We start from the raw sequence: 16621 nt of genomic DNA, 5'->3' as shown, positions 1-16621 counted from the left end.
TAGGATAGATTGGCTTTATGCAAGGAACAAGATCGATATTCATAAAGGACTATTTTAAAATGTGGGTGGTATTGCTGGATGAGTTATCTTTTGCTCTGCCCCTAGAGGCTTGATAGCGTTGGATTGATGAAGATACCTATCAGGCAGAGCTTCCAGAATATTGCGGACGATATATGCAGCGCTATTTCCACCAGTGGTTCCGATGGGCAAAGGCGAATAATCATCTCTGCCAATCCAGACAACCACGACAATATTTTTGTTATAGGCAACTGTCCAAACGTCCCTAGATTGATTGGTCGTACCGGTTTTCACGGCGATAGGAAGTGTGTAGCCGCGAAATGCATGTTTTGCGGTACCGGTGATTGGAACCTCTTTCAAAATATCGTTAAGCAGGTGAAACGAGCGGTCATATTGATTTCCAGATATTGGGCTTTGTCTGTTGTATGTATTTTTTTCAGATTCAGCAAATAATGTGGGAACAACGGGAACGCCGCCATTTGCAAAGGCTGAAAACATTGCCCCCACTTGAGCAGGTGTCATTTCGTTGGTTCCCAAGGCTATGGAATAGTCCATGGCGCGAGCGAGTTTGATATCCAGGCGGGAAGCTGTTTGTTTAAGCTGCGGAATACCCAGTTTATGCAGCAAGCGTACAGCACTATAATTTCGAGATTCCACAATTGCTTTCTTGAGAGATATGGGGCCTTCCGGAGGACGGGGTGAATGCGGAGCCCAATACTCTCCTGGTTGTGTGCCTCTCAGCTTTATTGGAATATCAAGGACCAGGCTTTGGGGCGTATATCCATTTTGTAAAGCAGACAGCGCGACCAGTGGTTTCATTAGGGATCCTGTTTGCCTGCGTGCTTGCAATGCTCGGTTGAACTGGCTTTGAGAAAAGCTGAAGCCCCCACTCATTGCGAGAATCTGCCCGTTGTTTACATCCATGACCATGGCTGCACCATCTAGCCGAGGACGTTGCGACATTACATAGGATCCCTCAACCTCTGAAAGAAATACTCCGTCCCCGACCCTTAAGTCATAGCTAGAGCGGACGACCGTTTCTTTAACATCATCGAGATCTAAATGTATGATCCCGGTAGGCGTTGTGAAGGAAACCACATCTGTGATGTTTTGGACAATGGCAGGGGTTAGAATATCTGGTTGTGACTTTGCCCAGTTTGGAGGCGATATCCAGTCTGTAACAAGTGGTTGATTACGTGCTTCAGGTCCAGCCCATCCCTCTTTGAGATCCAGTTGAATGAGCCCTTGTTGTAAAGATGTAAACACATTTGCCTGCATTGCTTCATCTATAGAAGAAACGAGGGTGCTGGCTTTGTTGTTGTGGTGAGTTGGCTGATGTTTAAGCATTAAGCGGGTGGAGTAGGCTATCCCAGTGTCCGTATGTTTTCCAGCCGCCTTCTTTAGATCTAAAGGGAGCGCTTGAAGTTCAAATAGCTGACTTTGAGAAATAAGCCCTGTTCGGTGCAATCTGCTAATGACAAAATTCCGCCGTTTGAGAGCTTTTTCAGGATAGGCACGTGGGTTATAAGCAGAAGGGGCCTTTGGCAAACCGGCTAGAAGGGCGACTTGCGCGGTATTGAGTTGGTTCAAAGGCTCGCCAAAGTAGACCTCTGCTGCAGCTGCTATGCCGTAAGCGCCAGCACCAAGATAGATTTCATTTAGGTATGTCTCAAGAATTGCATGTTTGCCAAGATCTCGCTCAAGTCTGCGGGCTAGAATAATTTCCTGAACCTTACGTTCTAACGTGCGTGCATCGTTTAAGAGAATATTTTTGACAACTTGCTGCGTGATAGTGGAGGCTCCGGTAATTCGTTTTCCTGTGAGAGCTAGCCAGGCAGCTCGCGCCATAGCAAACGGGTCAGCGCCCGTATGGTGCCAAAACCGTTTATCCTCAACGGCAACAAAAGTTGCTATGATATGTTTCGGGATTTTGGATAAGGGAGTGAATGTTTTATTCTTTTTTCCAAATGTTGCCAGTGTTACCCCATTGCGGTCGGTAATTGTGATCCCTTCTTCTGGGCGCTGGATTGGGTCGGTGAACTTCTGGGGGAGGTCTTTAGAGACCCTATTAATGTAGTATGCACTTAGGGAGATGCCAGCTCCGAAAAGGAGTGCCAACAGTAACAAACACACTATGATCAGGCGCCTAAGAATAACCATGAACTATTGACGGTAGAGGGGAGGCAGGGTGCTGGCCAGCCCCTGAACTTGTTTGGGGTGTGTTTTCAAAATTGACCGATCTGGTAGCATTTCAACACTATGGGCGTTGGCAAACAGATAAAGCCTTTGTACAGCTTTTACAGCGTGCTTACGATTGGCATAAAATGCCTTCCAACAATATGAGCTCAACTCAAAGTGCTGCTGACTAAAATTTGTGCTCATATGGACAATTAACAGATCAATAGCAAGCGCATCCCAAAGCATCGCGGGTTTTAGATCGTGCCTGCTTTGTGTGTAGGCATCGCTCCGAAGGTCTGGCCGGTTACTCATAAATTCATTGATTGCTATAGATGCATGCTTGGTACTTATACAGTTTCGTCTATAGGTAACGGGTACACTCCAATTCCGGGAGAGAAAAATCAGATAACTATTTGCGATTGCCAGACTACAGCACATAAGCTCAGGAGGGCACACAGACCGAGCCTTGTGTAGATTTCGGGCAGAGACTGAACTGATCTTCAATACAGAGTTTGGGGTGCTACGTGCTGTCATCTAGTGATGTGTCTCCTTCCTTTCTTCCCAAAAGTCTTTAATATCAGCAATAAGCAGCTCACCATGGTTGGTGAGTTCAATGGTTTTTTGCCGTGCGTCTTGATGATTGTTACTTCTGGTGATAATGGCCATGCGCTCCAGTTTAATAAGGCTGGGAGAAAGGTTCTTTTGAAACTCAAGCCTTTGTCCAAGTTGAGTGGTCAAGAGGGGACCATTTTGGAGCTCTATTAAAATGAGAATATGTAAAAGGGTAAGGTTACGTGCCATCGGATTGCAGCTTGAGTTGCGAATGCATTGCTCAAACTTCCTTAAGGCCTTGCTAAAATTAATTGCCTCTTCAGGGTTTGTTATATTCATTTATCCTATCCCGTTTAATACCTCTTTCTTATATCCTTAATTTGATCTTAAATTTCAATATTAATTCTACAATAAATGGATAACTTCGTAGTGAAATATGAGAATAAATTAGGATAGAGCGCATACTTTGGATGTTTCGAGAAGGTATGGGGCAAAATCTTGGCCTGTACACTAGGTGAGCAATCCGGTTTTCGCTCGGACGGACTGTCTCATTTCCGCGCCCCTAAAGCGTGCCTTCATGTAAATTTACGTTCTATTTACATCCGTGAATACAAACACAACAGTAATCACTACTGTTTTTTTCGATCGATTGCTGAAGTGATCAAAGGCAGTCCCTTCGCCCATGGAATGTTTACCCTCTATAAAAAGCACTCCCCAAAGCTTTTCAGGGCCGTGAGGAGTGCTTGGCGTTGAGCCAGTTTACACATGTAGTTTAGGGCAGCTTTTGATAGGAGCAGTTGACCAGAGCCGGATAGATCCACAAAACCCGTTATAATTCAGCGTTATTTCTTGGATGCTGACCTGCTTGATCGATCTCACGCCGGGACAGCATACCACATTAATAGTGGGAATAATCCCGTCTGATGATGAGATACCTAGTCAGCTTTTCCGGTGTACCCGCACATGTAGTTTACATAGTTTCGATCAAAATCTGGCACAGACGAATCCCGATCAAACCGGCCGTAGCGTGCGAAACATCTCAATTGCTCCTCTGTGAGGGATGCAGTGTTTTTCACGGCTTCATCATATTCCGCCATAACTTGGGCTTTATAAGCTGCCATCATGCGGGCTTCCTCGTCCCAGGATGCCTTAAGGGGGGAGAAGACAAAATAGTACCCCGCTATCAGCAATGCGATCCCGCCAACGATTATATTGCGGCGCTCTTTTCTTAAATCCGCAGTTTTCATCACTATTACCCTAAACTACATGTTATCCTATATCGTATACTCTACTATGAGTTGATTAGCGAGTCAATTTAAAATGTTAAGTAAGACTTTGCGTTTGCGTACAGGATGAGACGTCAATATACTAAGGATAATATATAAATATCATATTTGGATGATTCTGCATGAGTACAGTGGCAAGCACGATTTCAGATCTTCTGGCTGAGCCTAAAGACACAGACCTTGCCTGGCGGTGGGTGGAAGCTCTCTTCCCGTTGGGAGAAAGCCCAATAGGTGATGCTTTTGGGACCGTCAGCGGGGTAGTTACCTTTTTTGGCGCATTATTGATGGGGTGGCATATCATCTCGGGGGTTGTCAGCACCGCTTCAAGTGGGAGGGTCTTGGGCGATAAATATCATCAGCTCTATGCTCCGATCCGTGTCATCTTAGGGTTCGGCCTACTCATTCCCTTGTCAGACGGGTTTTCAGCAGGACACTATTTATTGCGGGATGTGATTGGCCGGGCGGCCATCCAGTTGGGCAATGCCCCCATTAAAGCCTATATGGAAAAATACAAATCCAACCCCATAAGTGTGGTTGTAAAAAGTACGCAAGGTGAGCGTGTCTTTGATGCCCTGTTCGACAGTGAGATGTGTTTAAGATATTTTAACGAGCAGCGCCAATATAATACATTCTTGCGTACGATCACCTATCCCCCTAGAAGCCGGCGTCAATATATTCGCGATGGGGTTGAATATTTTAACTATGGAGTTTGCGGCGAACTGCAACTCAATACGTTTACCTCCGATGGTTCTGCCCATAAATTGACTGCCGTAGCCCGGTCGGGCCTAACCTTAAAAATGGCAGACAATATCGCAAAATACCTTGATAGATTCAATTGGGAGACAGTGATCGCGCTTCTGCCGAAGGAAAATAACTTTAACGAGGCGTCTGTTGCTCTTGCGGGTACACTTCGTGAGAACGGTTATGTTCCCGGCGACTTTCATGATTTTCGAAATAAGAGAATTGAAGTTTGGAACAATGGTCTTAGGAAAAAGGCCAAAGTAATTTATCAAGGGTCTCTAACCGAGCAACAATCAAGCCAGTTATTTACCCTAGTGGATAAGGGCGGCTTTATGATGGCTGGAGCGTACGAGCGCATCCTATCCAAAATCGCGGCCACTACGACCACAGTGATTAATGAATTGCCGGATTATAGTTCTCCCAGTGAAACTTTATTAGGCCCGTCAGTTGCCGGTTACTCATGGCTTGTGACCACTTTCAAAAATGTTTCTAACATGTCAACTGCCAGTAGCACGCCAGCTAGTGATCCTTCCGAGACAGGACAGGGGGGGGAGGAAACTCCCACTGAACCGATTAACAATAAGGCTTCCTCGCAAAAATATGCGATGGGGAAGATCGAGGGTGCTTTTGAAGATATCATCAGCACGACCAGCCCGAGAATAATGGGGTCGCCAGGTTTAGATTGGAGTGAATGGTCCAATGATCCTGTTGGTGATATGATTTGGCGTGGCAGAATGCTCTTACTGGGCGCAGACGTTGCGATCATTGGTATGGCTACAATGGAGGGAGCAACTTTCGCGGCACGTGTTGGAACTGCATCTTCATGGTTAGTCCCTGCGATTGGGGTAGGTGGTGCTGCATTTATTGAAAAGTTTGTTGGTAACTTACTTGGGTGGCTCAGCTATGGGGTACTCGTTGCCCTTATTGCTGGCATGTTACACACCTACATTCTTCCGCTTATCCCATTCGTCATGGTACTAATCATGGGTTTTGGCTGGGCCGTGGCTTTCTTGGAAGCAGCAATTGCGGTTGTCTTATGGGCGTTTGTGTTCATACGTATGGATGGCCAGGATCTTGTGGACCAGCAACAGTCCGCAGGTGTTGGGCTCCTATTTAATCTTCTACTACGCCCGGCCATCGGGATGCTGGCCTTTATCGGGTGTATGGCTCTCCTTCCCGTTATGATTAATACGCTGAATGTCAGTTGGGGCGCCGTATGGGATTTGGTTTCAGTTGATCGCGATAGTCTTAATCCAATGGAACATCCAGCCAATATTGATGTTTTATCGTGGATTTGGACGTTCATTGCCGAAACTGTGATTATTATGTTTCTCCAGTGGCATTTTACTCTTCGTCTATACTCGATGATTCCCACTATTGCGGATCGCGTTGGAGCCTGGATGGGTATTAACTCCGCCGGTTATCAAGACCAGCATGAAAGCCATGCAGCTGTAGCGGCCGTTACGGGTGCAACAGCTGGTGGTGCAAACGCAATTATGTCGAATATGAAACCCGCGGGACCAAAACCTGACGGAAAAGGTAAGGGTAAGGGAAATGGTGGCAAAAATGACTTGGATGGCCCAACGACCCCTTCCAAATCAAAAAGTACGGAGGTCTCCCAGGGGCCGATACAAAAATAGAAGTGCTTCAGCAAAGGTAGTTTAACTCTAAAGAATACCTCTGCCACAAACCAAAAATCATAATGCCCGCATATTGCGGGCATTATGATTGAGATGTGCAAGTGGATATTAAGAGTTATAAATTTGCCTGTTGCTTGCTTGGTAAAAGCCGTCCTGATTTTAAATAAGATACGATGGTTGGAAGAGACCTTGTCCTGAAAATATAGTTTGTGTAACTGCACCTGAACGCCAATGCTGAAAGCATAATAAACACAGAGAGCTGCACAAAAACCATCAAGGAGGAAATGGAAGATCCATAAATTTTCCAAATGACATAGACTGATTGTAGTCCCATCATTATTAGATAGAGATAAAAGGATCTGAAAGTATTTTTTACAGCCGCTTCAATGTTGCGTTCTGAGGTTCGGTAAAAGGACTGCGCCAGCTGGAATTTGTCATGCTCATCCAGACTGTCATCCAAATCTGGTGTTCTTGTTTTCCTTGATGGGCTTCTAAGAAGATCAATAGTTTGTTTAGTACGGGTATACGCCGCCCTTGGATAATTTATGCTAGACTTGACCGTAGAACCAATCACAGAAAACCCGGTTATTTGGCCAAGTGCTGATGTTTTGTTATTTACCTTCTCTTCATTTTCCATATGAAGTCTCCTCAATTCAGGATAAATATAAGATTATTCTATCTGTAATTTATCCTTATAAGCTGAGTTTAAAAAGGAAAATCTATGGCTACAGTGGGATTAGTTTTGATGTGGCCGGATCCACACGGTGAGTTGCAGCCTGTTTCATGAGTTTGGAAGGGGCGATCATCGGATATGTTTCAGGTAGCTTCCATTTGTCTCGATATTCTTGTGGTCTCATATTATGATGGGATTTGAGGTGTTCCCTTAGGTTTAAAACCTTTTTGTTGTCTTCCAGACAAATGATCCCATCAAAATATAGGGTTACGCCAGAGAATACAGGCTTGTGGAGTGTTTTTTCTGGGGCTGGGGCTGGGGAGGGCTCAACGACCTCAGATTGGTCGTCAAAACTGAAATCTAGTTGCGGAACGGGAACACTTTTGGCGGTGTGTTTTTGAGGGGCAGGAAGCTGTCTGTGAGGGGAGGGAGGTGTGATCTCCTGAAGTACTTCCATTTCAAAGACTGGTCGCGGCTCCTGTAAGGATTGGGCAGTATAGACGAGCTCACTAAAGACATCTTCAATGATTGAGGGCACATGCTGGTTCTCAATATCACTTTTGGCTAAGCTGGCAGAGACAAGTCTGGCTGTTCCGTTGACCAGAATTTCTACTGTTGCCGCATCAAGGTTGCGAATATTAGACCCCATATTTGTGCTGTTCTCCGTGGACCGACTTTCTCACAATAGATCACAAATAGATAAAAAAAATGAGAAAAGAAATCAATAAGAAGCTTGAGTGCTGTCATTGCTTGGAAATTGCCAATTTTGCAACTCATAAAAATACAGGGGGGTATTAAATATTGCGTTCCCAAGAACGTTGAAACTGTCCAGCCCACTTGGAAATCCTTGTATCTATCCAACAGGGCGAAAGCCTCGCCCATTCGGGCGAGGAGTAACCACATTACTTTAGTGCCCCAAGGGATGAAAACAGGTTTCGAACATATTCCTCCTGCGTCTTCCTAGGTTGGAGTGGTGCCATATCCAGCTGGTCCAAAATTTTGTTTTTACAGGCCATGTGTATGGCCACCAAAAGGTACGCATTGGGCGCGCCGCCCCATTGGATTTTCTCATCCATAGAGAACTCTTTCGGCTCAACAGACAACATGGAGGGGTACATGCCGACAGACAGAGCATCTCTTTGAAATTCCGTTTTTTCCTCATCAAATACTGAAGCGTGCAGCCATCCTGAACCATAGCTGATGACTGAATGCTCTTGTTGGGTCAGCTTCCACGCTGTCTCAAACATGCTAATTTTGTCTGCACCGCGGATCCATGCGCCTTGCCATGATGTTTTTGCGTTTTCACTGATGGGGGAGCCCATACCAAAACCAGTGCTATCAGCCAGGCCAGTTGCGCGCCATATAGTTTCAGCAACTATACCAGCAGACCACGAGACCCCACTTGCAGGAGAGGTGAGGAAGGCTTTTATGGGGTGAGGGAGGTGGTCCATGTATGTGGTATAGCTTTCCCCAATCCACGCACTGTTGACCTCTATTTCAGCGTGCCGGGCCAGGCTGGAGAACTCTGGTGTTGTCACCCATGAGCGCTGGGATCTTTTGGCGCGGCTGGTCGAGGCGGCAAATCCAAAAATCTTGGCCAGCTCCCCATCAATACGCTCAACAGAGATTTCGGCCATTGCTGGTTTATTCAGACTTTGTAGATGCGATATAATGTTTGGCCCAAATTTTTGCAGTTTGCGCCGACTGACAAATTCGAAGGGTTTGTCAAAATGAGGGATTGGGGTACGCAACATTTCCAAAGCGTATGGAATGCGAGGTTTTATAACTGTGTAGAGGCGCGAGCTCTTTCGGGGTGGGATTGATGTTGCGGTAAAGTGTTCAAACGCCTTGCCTGCTTGCATAATTGAGGCAGCTTCGTCTTTTGGGTATAAAGGCGTTGGCATGATTTGCACGTAATCTTCGGCAAGCCTCATACCAACGAAGATGTCTGATGCTTTCCTGTCGGGGTCTATATTTTGTATCAAACGATAGGATAGCGTCATTATCCGAGTAAATAGAACTGCTGCAAACTGGGTCACGGCACTAGGTGGAGCTGTTTGCATGTCGATGCTCCATTCGGCCAGAAGGCGTGCCAGTTTTATTGGAAGATAATAATTGGGGCGTAATTGCGATAGGCGCCAGAATTCCAGTCGATTGTCGCCGCTCTTCAGATCCACATTACACCACCAGATAGCACTGGTGGACAGATCTTCGGGACCGCTTATGCGCTTGGGTTTTGTATCAGGCCCACCTCCAAGGCAGGCCCATCCTGAATTCGGGTCATCGACATCATCAAAAAAAACCACGCCGAAGCGCTTATCCAACATGGTGTCGGGCCGCATGAACTGATATTCCCCAAAGATTAAGAGTTTAAAAAACCATCAGCCAATGACGACCAGGTTTCAGGTTTCAGGTTTGAATAAACGCCTCCTTGTTCGATCCATTTCTTTGCCCGTTGCTCATAAAGATTTCCACCCTCATGTGCTCTATAACCAAGTGGAAGAAGGCGAATGCCCGATAAGAACTCATGTCTGCGCTGATAGTCTTTATGTGGTAAAGTAAGGAGCATATTAGCCAAAACAGTGGGATCGCTTGTCAAAATCCATTTCTCTGCATCACGGGTTCTTGCACGCAGCGCACTCAATAGAGCTTGACAACTGTCATTGTTTTTCAGTGCATTTAAACGAACCTTTTGTAAGATCCCAGGTTTTGCAAGGCACTTGTCTGCCCAAGCCTTGGCCACCAGACATGAACGGACAATATGATGAAGTTCTTGTTGGGTTACTTCAGGAGCCCAAATAAGAACGGCCTCCTTTTGTACTCCGGCATAACCTATGTGGTGACAATTATGACAAAACGCACATATCGTTATCAAATTAGAGAGACGATTATCACTGTGGTCATCGTTTAGATGATGGACTTCTTGCCATTGTTTGTCTTTAAATCCGCAAAACTGGCAGGTCTGCTTATCTCTCTTAAGTGCTTTGGTACGCATTGTTTTGAACTCGGTATCAGCTTTATGTGAATCTTGGCTGTTCATTCTCCAGTTCTTACATTTCACACTTAAGATGAGTTGTTGTTTTTGACCTGCCATCTTTTCATTACCTTCTTATGGTGTCACAAGTCCGCCATCAGTAATGAGATACCATTGAGAACGATATTTGCGGATTGCATTAACTTTCCCGGCCCCAGGGATCCTATCTCCAACAGTAAGGTCCATATAGTTACCGTCAATTAGAACTGTTGCAGTGCTTCCAGATACAGAGCGAAGATGAGCATCTGGAACGATTGGGGGCTTCAAAGCTGGTGGTTTTTCGTTCAAAGGCCGCGATGACAGACGGATGCCGGTGCTATTTCTCTTTTGGGGTGGCTTTTCAGTAGCATCCCTCTTTTGCTCACTATGGCTATTTGGGGATCGTACCACTTGCTGTGATGAGAAGATTTTCTTCTCAAACGACTTCTGACCTTTTTCTAGCCGTTCAATTTTTTGTGTCAGTGAGACAATTGTACTTTCCAGCTGATCTATTTGGTTCGTCAATGCCCTTTCATCAAGCTCTAGCAGCTTGTTAAGCTTTTCCTTCTCTCCATCTTCTAAGCGTACAATATCATCAGGAAGTTGGAGATTTTGGGCAGGCACTGGCGAAATTGTATTTTGCGAAGGTGTAAATGCCTGTTTTTTATTAAAAAAGTCTGGTTGGGGCTGACTTGTGCTTGAATAGGCTTGATCATCTAAGTCAAAGTCACTTGTTGCACCAGGAATTACCACAGGTTGAGTTTGCGGTGTTTGATCGCTCTCCATGGGTGGCAAGCCTGCGGGGAAATCATTTTGTTGCGCGGTGGCTACAGGTTGGGGAGTAGAAACTCTTTGATTTCCCATACCCAGATACAAAAAAGCCCCCATACCAGCAGCGCAAGCAAGCCCACCTGCCAATGCATAGAGTATGAGTTTCTTTTTTCCACCCTGGTCAGAGGTGTTTTCCTGTGGTGCATCAGTCTCATTAAGATCTTCATCCTCAACACCATTTAGGTCCTCTTCATCATCGGCCTGACTTTCTGTAAAAGAGGTTGAGGTGTCCTTCTCCAGATTATCCAGTTTCGCTAGGGCGTCTGATGGATCTGGATCTCCTCCAAAAAAGTCACTCCCATCGTCCTCGTCCCCTTTGGTGGGGGGAGCCTCGCCAAACCCCTCCTCTGGGGGCACGTCTTTTTCAGAACTTTCGTCCATGAATGGGTTGGGGACGTCCCCATAAGGATCATGTGAGTTTTCGACATCTCCTTGCCAATCAGAGAGGGTGTCATCCCCCCCATCATTGCTAAAAGCATCTAACGCATTCGGGAATTGAGTGTTATCATCATCCTCAACAGCCAAACTGTTAAACGAACTGGAAAAACTCGTACTATCTTCCTCGTTGCTTTGCGGATCAAACTCAGCGAACTGTGTTTCTGCTACAAAATCCGGCAAAGAAGCTTCCTCGGGGTGCTCTTTATCTTGCCCGAACGTGTCAGATAGGTGATCTGTTTCAAAATCGTTTGTTGTGAAGTCACTTGAGTCAAAGTCAGCTCCGTGACTATCTTCATTGAATTTACCGGCCATTGGAATCTCCTAATAGAAAAGTACGCCTAGTTGAGTTCCTGCTTCGACAATGACCGTTGTTGGCCGGGAACCGTATTCTGACATCAATAATTGCCCTGTTTGGGAAACTGCCTGACCTGACGCGGAAAGTAAGCTCTCAGTCGTATTGAGGTCGCTTGTAGAGGTTGTGACTGAGCCATCTGAACGAACAGTTGTCGTACTGCCGTTTTGCGAAATAGCAGATCCAATACCTTGGGCAAGTCCTGATAGGAACGTAAATCCAATCTTCTGCGCAAGGTGCCGGTTTACTTTGGTTGCCAATCCCGTACCTATATACTTTGTATCTACTGCTACAGCGTTGACAGGGAAAGTTTTATTTATCTCCCGACCTTGATACTGTTTAACAGCAACGGTTTGGAAATCGATCACCAAGGTGTTCTGGCGCAAGGTAAAAGAGCCGATCAAACGTGATCCAGCGAGAGGGCCTTGTAAAATAGTTGCGAGTACGGGGCCTGGAGTATCAGAGTTTGCCCGGCTAATCAGTTGGCCATATAGGACAGTCCCAGCAAGTGGCATGGAAACCTGCGGTTCATCCTCGTCCTTTCGTGGTGAGGACGGCTCTGTGTCTTCGGCACTGGCTTGTTCTAGGTCTTGATAGTAAGTTCCCGAATAAACAGTCTCAACACTTGCAACGGGAGCGTTGGTGGTAAGGGTCCGAAGGTACTCTTCAATACGTCCAATATCCTCAGGGTTTGAGACTTTCTGTACCGGTGATGCAAAATGCTGCTGAGGGTCCGGTTCGAATATGAAGTCGGGTTGGGCAGCATTTTTGACCTCCGTCTCCTCCTCTGGCTCTTCCAGGACCAGCGGAGGCACCTCTTCTTCTATATCTAGTGGAAGCACAGCTTCATGGGTATCTCCAGCAATGATTGTTGGTAAAGCAGTGCCCCCTGTCGCAAGCGCATCTTCTATGCGTTTTTGATCTGCTTTTTCAACCTGCTTACGATATTCAGGAGCAAGGGGGTTTGCCCCTTGAACAGTTCCACGCATGTCCCGCAGGGTCGTGACCGTAGATGGATTTACCGTTGGTTCACTGTCAAAAAGAAACAGTACCGCCATCACCACAAGAAAGATCCCTAGTGCGATTAGTAGCGTTTTTTTGGATCCACCTATACTGGTTTTAATATTTTTTATGAACGCCTTCATTTTGAAAAGCACTACCCTTTTATGCTAACTTTAGATATGCGACCCCTGTCTCCAATTAGCAGGACCGGAGTGCTTTCTAAGACGTAAATATGAATGCCACTGGCATTGGATTGTGTGGCCATATATGCTGGGGAGAGCAAAGTCTTATTGGTCCGCACATATAGGCGATCATTAAAGGACCAACTCTCAACCTGCTTATCTGTGGTCTTTAAAGACTTGGCCTTAGCCGGGGGAACCCCGTCCAAGAAGGACAACATGGTACTGTCGTCAGTTTCATTTGTAAGTGAGCTTACCGAGGAATAGTTGACCTTTGCGTTAGGTCCGCGTTGGTCGATAAGTGCGTCAACTCTGTAATCCACACGGGATCGCGATGGTTGCAGGGTGACCATTATAGGAACATTTGCTCCAACTGGGGTGATCGCAACATTTGTCGGAATGCTGGCGGATCCGGCACTAATCGTTAGGATATTACTTTCACCAGGCTTTCCTGTTGTTTGGATATTATATACGTCCGGATTGCCGTTGATCACTGACAAAATTGGCCATGGCTGACCGGTTACATCAGAGAATGTTATCGTTGAAATCCATCCAGGCGAGACGTTTATAACCGGTGAAGCTTCTCCAGATTTCAAGCTGATTGGTAAAGATCGCGAGTTTTGCTGTATTGGATCCAGAGGCTTAGAGCGGGCGTCTTCTACGATCTGATTGTGTCGCCGGGCATCAAGGATTTGTTCAGGAGTGATTGGAACGATATTACTAAGAGCCTCGCGAAGCATTTCATCTGTAGGATTGTAGTTTTTCTTTTCCATTCCAACATTTAAGTTGGCATTATCTTGGTCGTCCAACTGGTAATCATAAGTCTCAGGAATAATAAGATCCTGAGCGACAGCCTGCCCTTGGAAGGCTGTCGCGATAAGGCTTATGGACAGAGCTAGCGTGCCAGCTTGCGCCATTTGAGATCTATTGAGTTGTAATTTGAGCAATCCCAAGCCCTCTTGGATTTTCTGTTACAGGACGGCGGACAATCGTAATCTGGGCAAGCAATGACTTGTTCACGACTTTAGACGCACTGCGCATTTGAAGCATCAGAGGAACTTCAACCAACCAACCATATTGGCCACTAGAAGTTACTCCACGAGCGTTGATGATAGGCACACCGTTTGCCACAGCACTGGTGATGACCTGATTATTGGTCATGTTTTCTAGAAAGCCTGATTGAGTGATCGCTTTTTCAAAACCATGCCAACCTGCATCGGTAAAATTATGCCTATTTCTAGCATTGAATTCTTCCATACTCGCCCACGACATAGTGTAGGCAGCCTGTAGGGATGTTGACGCCCAGTTGATGACATAATTGTCCGACTGGATTGGCTCTGAAAGAGCTTGTAAGGGGAGAATTCTGCCTTGAGGGTCTACAGCATAATTGCGCTCCTCTACCGGGCGCATGGCCAAGTATATGATAAAGAATGACAAAAGTGCAATAATGCAAATCAGCCCGAAGATAATCCGCATGAAAGTCTGGTAGCTTTCTCTGGATGTAGCATGGATCGCGACCTTTGCACCAATAACCTTATCCAGTTGGGATTGCATCCCAGAGTTTGCTTTATGGGGCTTCTTTGCGTTAGACATAATATCCTATTAAATTTTATCCTTATTCGTATTTAATTATTACATCATAGTGATAAATGATATATGTGGCTAGGATAAATTGTTACTGAATGATCCTTTCTGTCTAAAGAAGTGATAAGTGTCAACAAGTATGTAGGTTGAGTTGCATGAACTCTCGAAAGGTAAAGAGATGGCGTGAGGATGAAGTGGCTTTGCTTATAAGTCTATGGTCACAAGTAGGCAGTCTGTTTGTGATATCCTATTATCTGGAGCGATCCATTTTATCCATACAGTCGCAGGCCTCTCGGCTGAGTTTACCGAGGCGATCCACGACGGTGAATTCAAGAATTTTATTTAAAGATGAGGAACTTGTTGTCTTGGACGGGTCAATTAGCCGGCACACGAATAGGAGCGGTAAGGTCAGAGTCGATCTTGTCGCAGCCGAGCTTGGGCGGTCTATCGACAGTGTTTGCCAATATATTCTGAGAGAGAGTACTGAGGATATCTTTAAGCTCATTACCCTTCCAGAAGATTTCCTGAGTGGGGTGACTACTCCATCCACGCAGGAGAAAAGGTATCGGTCCTGCTTGTGTTGTGAAACTCGTTTTGTTTCAGAAGGAAAGCACAATCGGATGTGTACTGTTTGCCGAAGTCAAAGTACGGCTGATTACAGTTTCTCACTGTCTCACTAAGGGGTTCAGATGCAAAGACATCTTATTGGATCTATATGTCTTGGCTTTTATATATCATATTTTTTAGTGATTAGTGTTTCTCAGGCAATGCCCTTGTGGCCAGAGCGTGCAAGAGGGAAGGTGTTACCGCCGCCGAGGTGGGTTTTGGTTGTTCCTATAGAATTATCACAAATAGGCGATAGTATTCAACGAAACCTTGAGGTAGATTATTTCATAGAGGATTGGGCTGCACCATTACGGACTATTGGGGGGGTCAACCTTATTAGTTTCAAGCCTGATGCTGAAGACCACAGGTTGCTTGATCTTCAATCCCTTCTGGAATTGGAACCTGCGTCACTTGAATATCTAACCGCTAAATTCATGGCTCCATCCATTGCTCTTGTTCTTAGGGACGGAAATGGATGGTTATCTGTGGCACTTTGGGTCAAAGAACACGGCGGGGCATGGACCGAAGGTGCTGGGGGAAGGCGTGAGGCTGTGAAATTAATAGATACCCTTATGCTCCGCGAAGGTTGAGTGGGGCTGCTTTCCTATCATACGTGGTTACAGGTTGTACGTGCCCATTTGGTGCAGAATGAGAAAATGGGCACGTAAGGCTTGACTCAAGTGTACTATGAAATCCACGATATCCTGTGTATGCATCTTACAACATGCCCCTTTGGTGTGCGCCAACCAGATATCAACGGTTAACCAAATTTTCCGAAACTCCTCTTCTTTCGGGGCAAGGAGTAGTCACAACTTATGAGAGGGCCGGGAGGACGGTTTTAATGCAAGTTCCATGGACGCAATTGCCTGATCAATGTCAGGGCCAAAGTAAGTATCAGGTTTGTTATTATTGCCCTCAGGTGTGGAAATTTTAATCCCATATTGCAGTTGAGCACCAGGATAGTGGTGAACTGCAAATCCAATCTGTTTATTAGTTACGTGTGGCTTCAGAACACTTACCCCGTTCAATTCTTGACGGATGGGCGTTGCTTTTAATCCCAGATTCCATTTATTCTCGTGACGGGCATAATAGACTGCAGCAAGTTTAAGCTTATTATAGGTTGGAGCGTATTTTTGAGAATGAGAGACACTCATCAATGCCAACCGTTCAGCTAACTCACCTGCAAAAATACTGGGTTTTATTTTGGAATCCCTTGCATTTCGAAGTTCGTCCTCACCCATTAACAGAGCTTGTTGAGAGATGGCTCCGTAATCCAAACCATAATAAGTTGTCAAGATCTCGTTTAAATCCTGAAGATATGATCGTTTTGCAGCACCTTTAGTACTCCGCCCAAGAGCTTTTTGAATAGGATCCATTAACTATATGCCCGCTATAAGAGTTCGAAATGTAATATGACACTGAAAGCTATGACTGCAAGCTTCAACCTATTTTTATTCCCATAGGAATTTATTTCCTGCCATCCTATAATTATCATAGCTTCTTGACTTAATATGGATAAGCTCATAGC

Annotated in this window: 15 protein-coding genes; 2 read left to right on the top strand and 13 right to left on the bottom strand. The window is 45.6% G+C overall.

The features are described 5' to 3' along the window. Positions 1-54: 54 nt before the first annotated feature. From P6574_RS20975 to P6574_RS20960, 4 genes are all read right to left on the bottom strand, one after another. Positions 55-2178 carry a transglycosylase domain-containing protein gene (locus P6574_RS20975; protein WP_310622297.1) on the bottom strand — a complete coding sequence of 708 codons (2124 nt, stop codon included), beginning with the start codon at positions 2176-2178 and terminating at the stop codon, positions 55-57. Between the two features lie 3 nt (positions 2179-2181). Then, the gene (locus P6574_RS20970) at positions 2182-2508 is read right to left on the bottom strand and encodes a hypothetical protein (protein WP_310622296.1); all 327 of its coding nucleotides are present in this window, start codon (positions 2506-2508) and stop codon (positions 2182-2184) included. A gap of 222 nt (positions 2509-2730) precedes the next feature. Then, a complete protein-coding gene (locus P6574_RS20965) occupies positions 2731-3087 on the bottom strand; it encodes a winged helix-turn-helix transcriptional regulator (protein ID WP_310622295.1) in 357 nt (118 codons plus the stop codon). 596 nt (positions 3088-3683) lie between these two features. Further along, positions 3684-3995, bottom strand: a complete 312-nt coding sequence (locus P6574_RS20960) for a hypothetical protein (protein WP_310622294.1) — start codon at positions 3993-3995, stop codon at positions 3684-3686. 161 nt (positions 3996-4156) lie between these two features. On the opposite strand from P6574_RS20960, the gene P6574_RS20955 reads away from it, so the two are divergent. Continuing rightward, the gene (locus P6574_RS20955; RefSeq protein WP_310622293.1) at positions 4157-6415 is read left to right on the top strand and encodes a DotA/TraY family protein; all 2259 of its coding nucleotides are present in this window, start codon (positions 4157-4159) and stop codon (positions 6413-6415) included. 115 nt (positions 6416-6530) lie between these two features. On the opposite strand, the gene P6574_RS20950 is transcribed toward P6574_RS20955, so the two are convergent. The 8 genes from P6574_RS20950 to P6574_RS20915 form a co-directional block, all read right to left on the bottom strand. Next, positions 6531-7052, bottom strand: a complete 522-nt coding sequence (locus tag P6574_RS20950; RefSeq protein WP_310622292.1) for a hypothetical protein — start codon at positions 7050-7052, stop codon at positions 6531-6533. A gap of 88 nt (positions 7053-7140) precedes the next feature. Next, the gene (locus tag P6574_RS20945) at positions 7141-7737 is read right to left on the bottom strand and encodes a MucR family transcriptional regulator (protein ID WP_310622291.1); all 597 of its coding nucleotides are present in this window, start codon (positions 7735-7737) and stop codon (positions 7141-7143) included. 253 nt (positions 7738-7990) lie between these two features. After that, on the bottom strand, positions 7991-9430 hold the full coding sequence (locus P6574_RS20940; RefSeq protein ID WP_310622290.1) for a hypothetical protein: 1440 nt from the start codon (positions 9428-9430) through the stop codon (positions 7991-7993). 20 nt (positions 9431-9450) lie between these two features. Further along, positions 9451-10182 carry a type IVB secretion system protein IcmJDotN gene (icmJ, locus tag P6574_RS20935; protein WP_310622289.1) on the bottom strand — a complete coding sequence of 244 codons (732 nt, stop codon included), beginning with the start codon at positions 10180-10182 and terminating at the stop codon, positions 9451-9453. 15 nt (positions 10183-10197) lie between these two features. Next, a complete protein-coding gene (locus tag P6574_RS20930; protein ID WP_310622288.1) occupies positions 10198-11682 on the bottom strand; it encodes a hypothetical protein in 1485 nt (494 codons plus the stop codon). Between the two features lie 9 nt (positions 11683-11691). Then, positions 11692-12867, bottom strand: a complete 1176-nt coding sequence (locus P6574_RS20925) for a DotG/IcmE/VirB10 family protein (protein WP_310622287.1) — start codon at positions 12865-12867, stop codon at positions 11692-11694. Positions 12868-12878: 11 nt separating this feature from the next. After that, positions 12879-13850, bottom strand: a complete 972-nt coding sequence (locus P6574_RS20920) for a DotH/IcmK family type IV secretion protein (RefSeq protein WP_310622286.1) — start codon at positions 13848-13850, stop codon at positions 12879-12881. Continuing rightward, complete coding sequence (locus P6574_RS20915; RefSeq protein ID WP_310622285.1) at positions 13828-14457, bottom strand: DotI/IcmL/TraM family protein; 630 nt, start codon at positions 14455-14457, stop codon at positions 13828-13830. Before P6574_RS20915 ends, P6574_RS20920 begins: the two co-directional genes overlap by 23 nt. Before the next feature lie 719 nt (positions 14458-15176). On the opposite strand from P6574_RS20915, the gene P6574_RS20910 reads away from it, so the two are divergent. Further along, a complete protein-coding gene (locus P6574_RS20910) occupies positions 15177-15683 on the top strand; it encodes a hypothetical protein (protein WP_310622284.1) in 507 nt (168 codons plus the stop codon). Between the two features lie 216 nt (positions 15684-15899). Here P6574_RS20910 and P6574_RS20905 read toward each other — a convergent pair whose 3' ends face one another. After that, positions 15900-16469 (bottom strand): hypothetical protein, encoded by a 570-nt coding sequence (locus tag P6574_RS20905; RefSeq protein ID WP_310622283.1) that lies wholly within the window; start codon positions 16467-16469, stop codon positions 15900-15902. Positions 16470-16621 lie beyond the last annotated feature (152 nt).

Origin of the sequence: Pseudovibrio sp. M1P-2-3, from assembly GCF_031501865.1 — a bacterium.
GTDB classification, from domain to species: Bacteria; Pseudomonadota; Alphaproteobacteria; order Rhizobiales; family Stappiaceae; genus Pseudovibrio; species Pseudovibrio corallicola.
Note: the sequence above shows the minus strand (reverse complement) of the source record. Positions and strands in the feature narration are given on the sequence as shown.

Bases quoted from the DNA above. Each gene is read 5' to 3' on its own strand.
- P6574_RS20975 (WP_310622297.1), bottom strand. From the start codon at position 2,178: ATGGTTATTCTTAGGCGCCTGATCATAGTGTGTTTGTTACTGTTGGCA.
- P6574_RS20970 (WP_310622296.1), bottom strand. From the start codon at position 2,508: ATGAGTAACCGGCCAGACCTTCGGAGCGATGCCTACACACAAAGCAGG.
- P6574_RS20965 (WP_310622295.1), bottom strand. From the start codon at position 3,087: ATGAATATAACAAACCCTGAAGAGGCAATTAATTTTAGCAAGGCCTTA.
- P6574_RS20960 (WP_310622294.1), bottom strand. From the start codon at position 3,995: ATGAAAACTGCGGATTTAAGAAAAGAGCGCCGCAATATAATCGTTGGC.
- P6574_RS20955 (WP_310622293.1), top strand. From the start codon at position 4,157: ATGAGTACAGTGGCAAGCACGATTTCAGATCTTCTGGCTGAGCCTAAA.
- P6574_RS20950 (WP_310622292.1), bottom strand. From the start codon at position 7,052: ATGGAAAATGAAGAGAAGGTAAATAACAAAACATCAGCACTTGGCCAA.
- P6574_RS20945 (WP_310622291.1), bottom strand. From the start codon at position 7,737: ATGGGGTCTAATATTCGCAACCTTGATGCGGCAACAGTAGAAATTCTG.
- P6574_RS20940 (WP_310622290.1), bottom strand. From the start codon at position 9,430: ATGCGGCCCGACACCATGTTGGATAAGCGCTTCGGCGTGGTTTTTTTT.
- icmJ (WP_310622289.1), bottom strand. From the start codon at position 10,182: ATGGCAGGTCAAAAACAACAACTCATCTTAAGTGTGAAATGTAAGAAC.
- P6574_RS20930 (WP_310622288.1), bottom strand. From the start codon at position 11,682: ATGGCCGGTAAATTCAATGAAGATAGTCACGGAGCTGACTTTGACTCA.
- P6574_RS20925 (WP_310622287.1), bottom strand. From the start codon at position 12,867: ATGAAGGCGTTCATAAAAAATATTAAAACCAGTATAGGTGGATCCAAA.
- P6574_RS20915 (WP_310622285.1), bottom strand. From the start codon at position 14,457: ATGCAATCCCAACTGGATAAGGTTATTGGTGCAAAGGTCGCGATCCAT.
- P6574_RS20910 (WP_310622284.1), top strand. From the start codon at position 15,177: ATGCAAAGACATCTTATTGGATCTATATGTCTTGGCTTTTATATATCA.
- P6574_RS20905 (WP_310622283.1), bottom strand. From the start codon at position 16,469: ATGGATCCTATTCAAAAAGCTCTTGGGCGGAGTACTAAAGGTGCTGCA.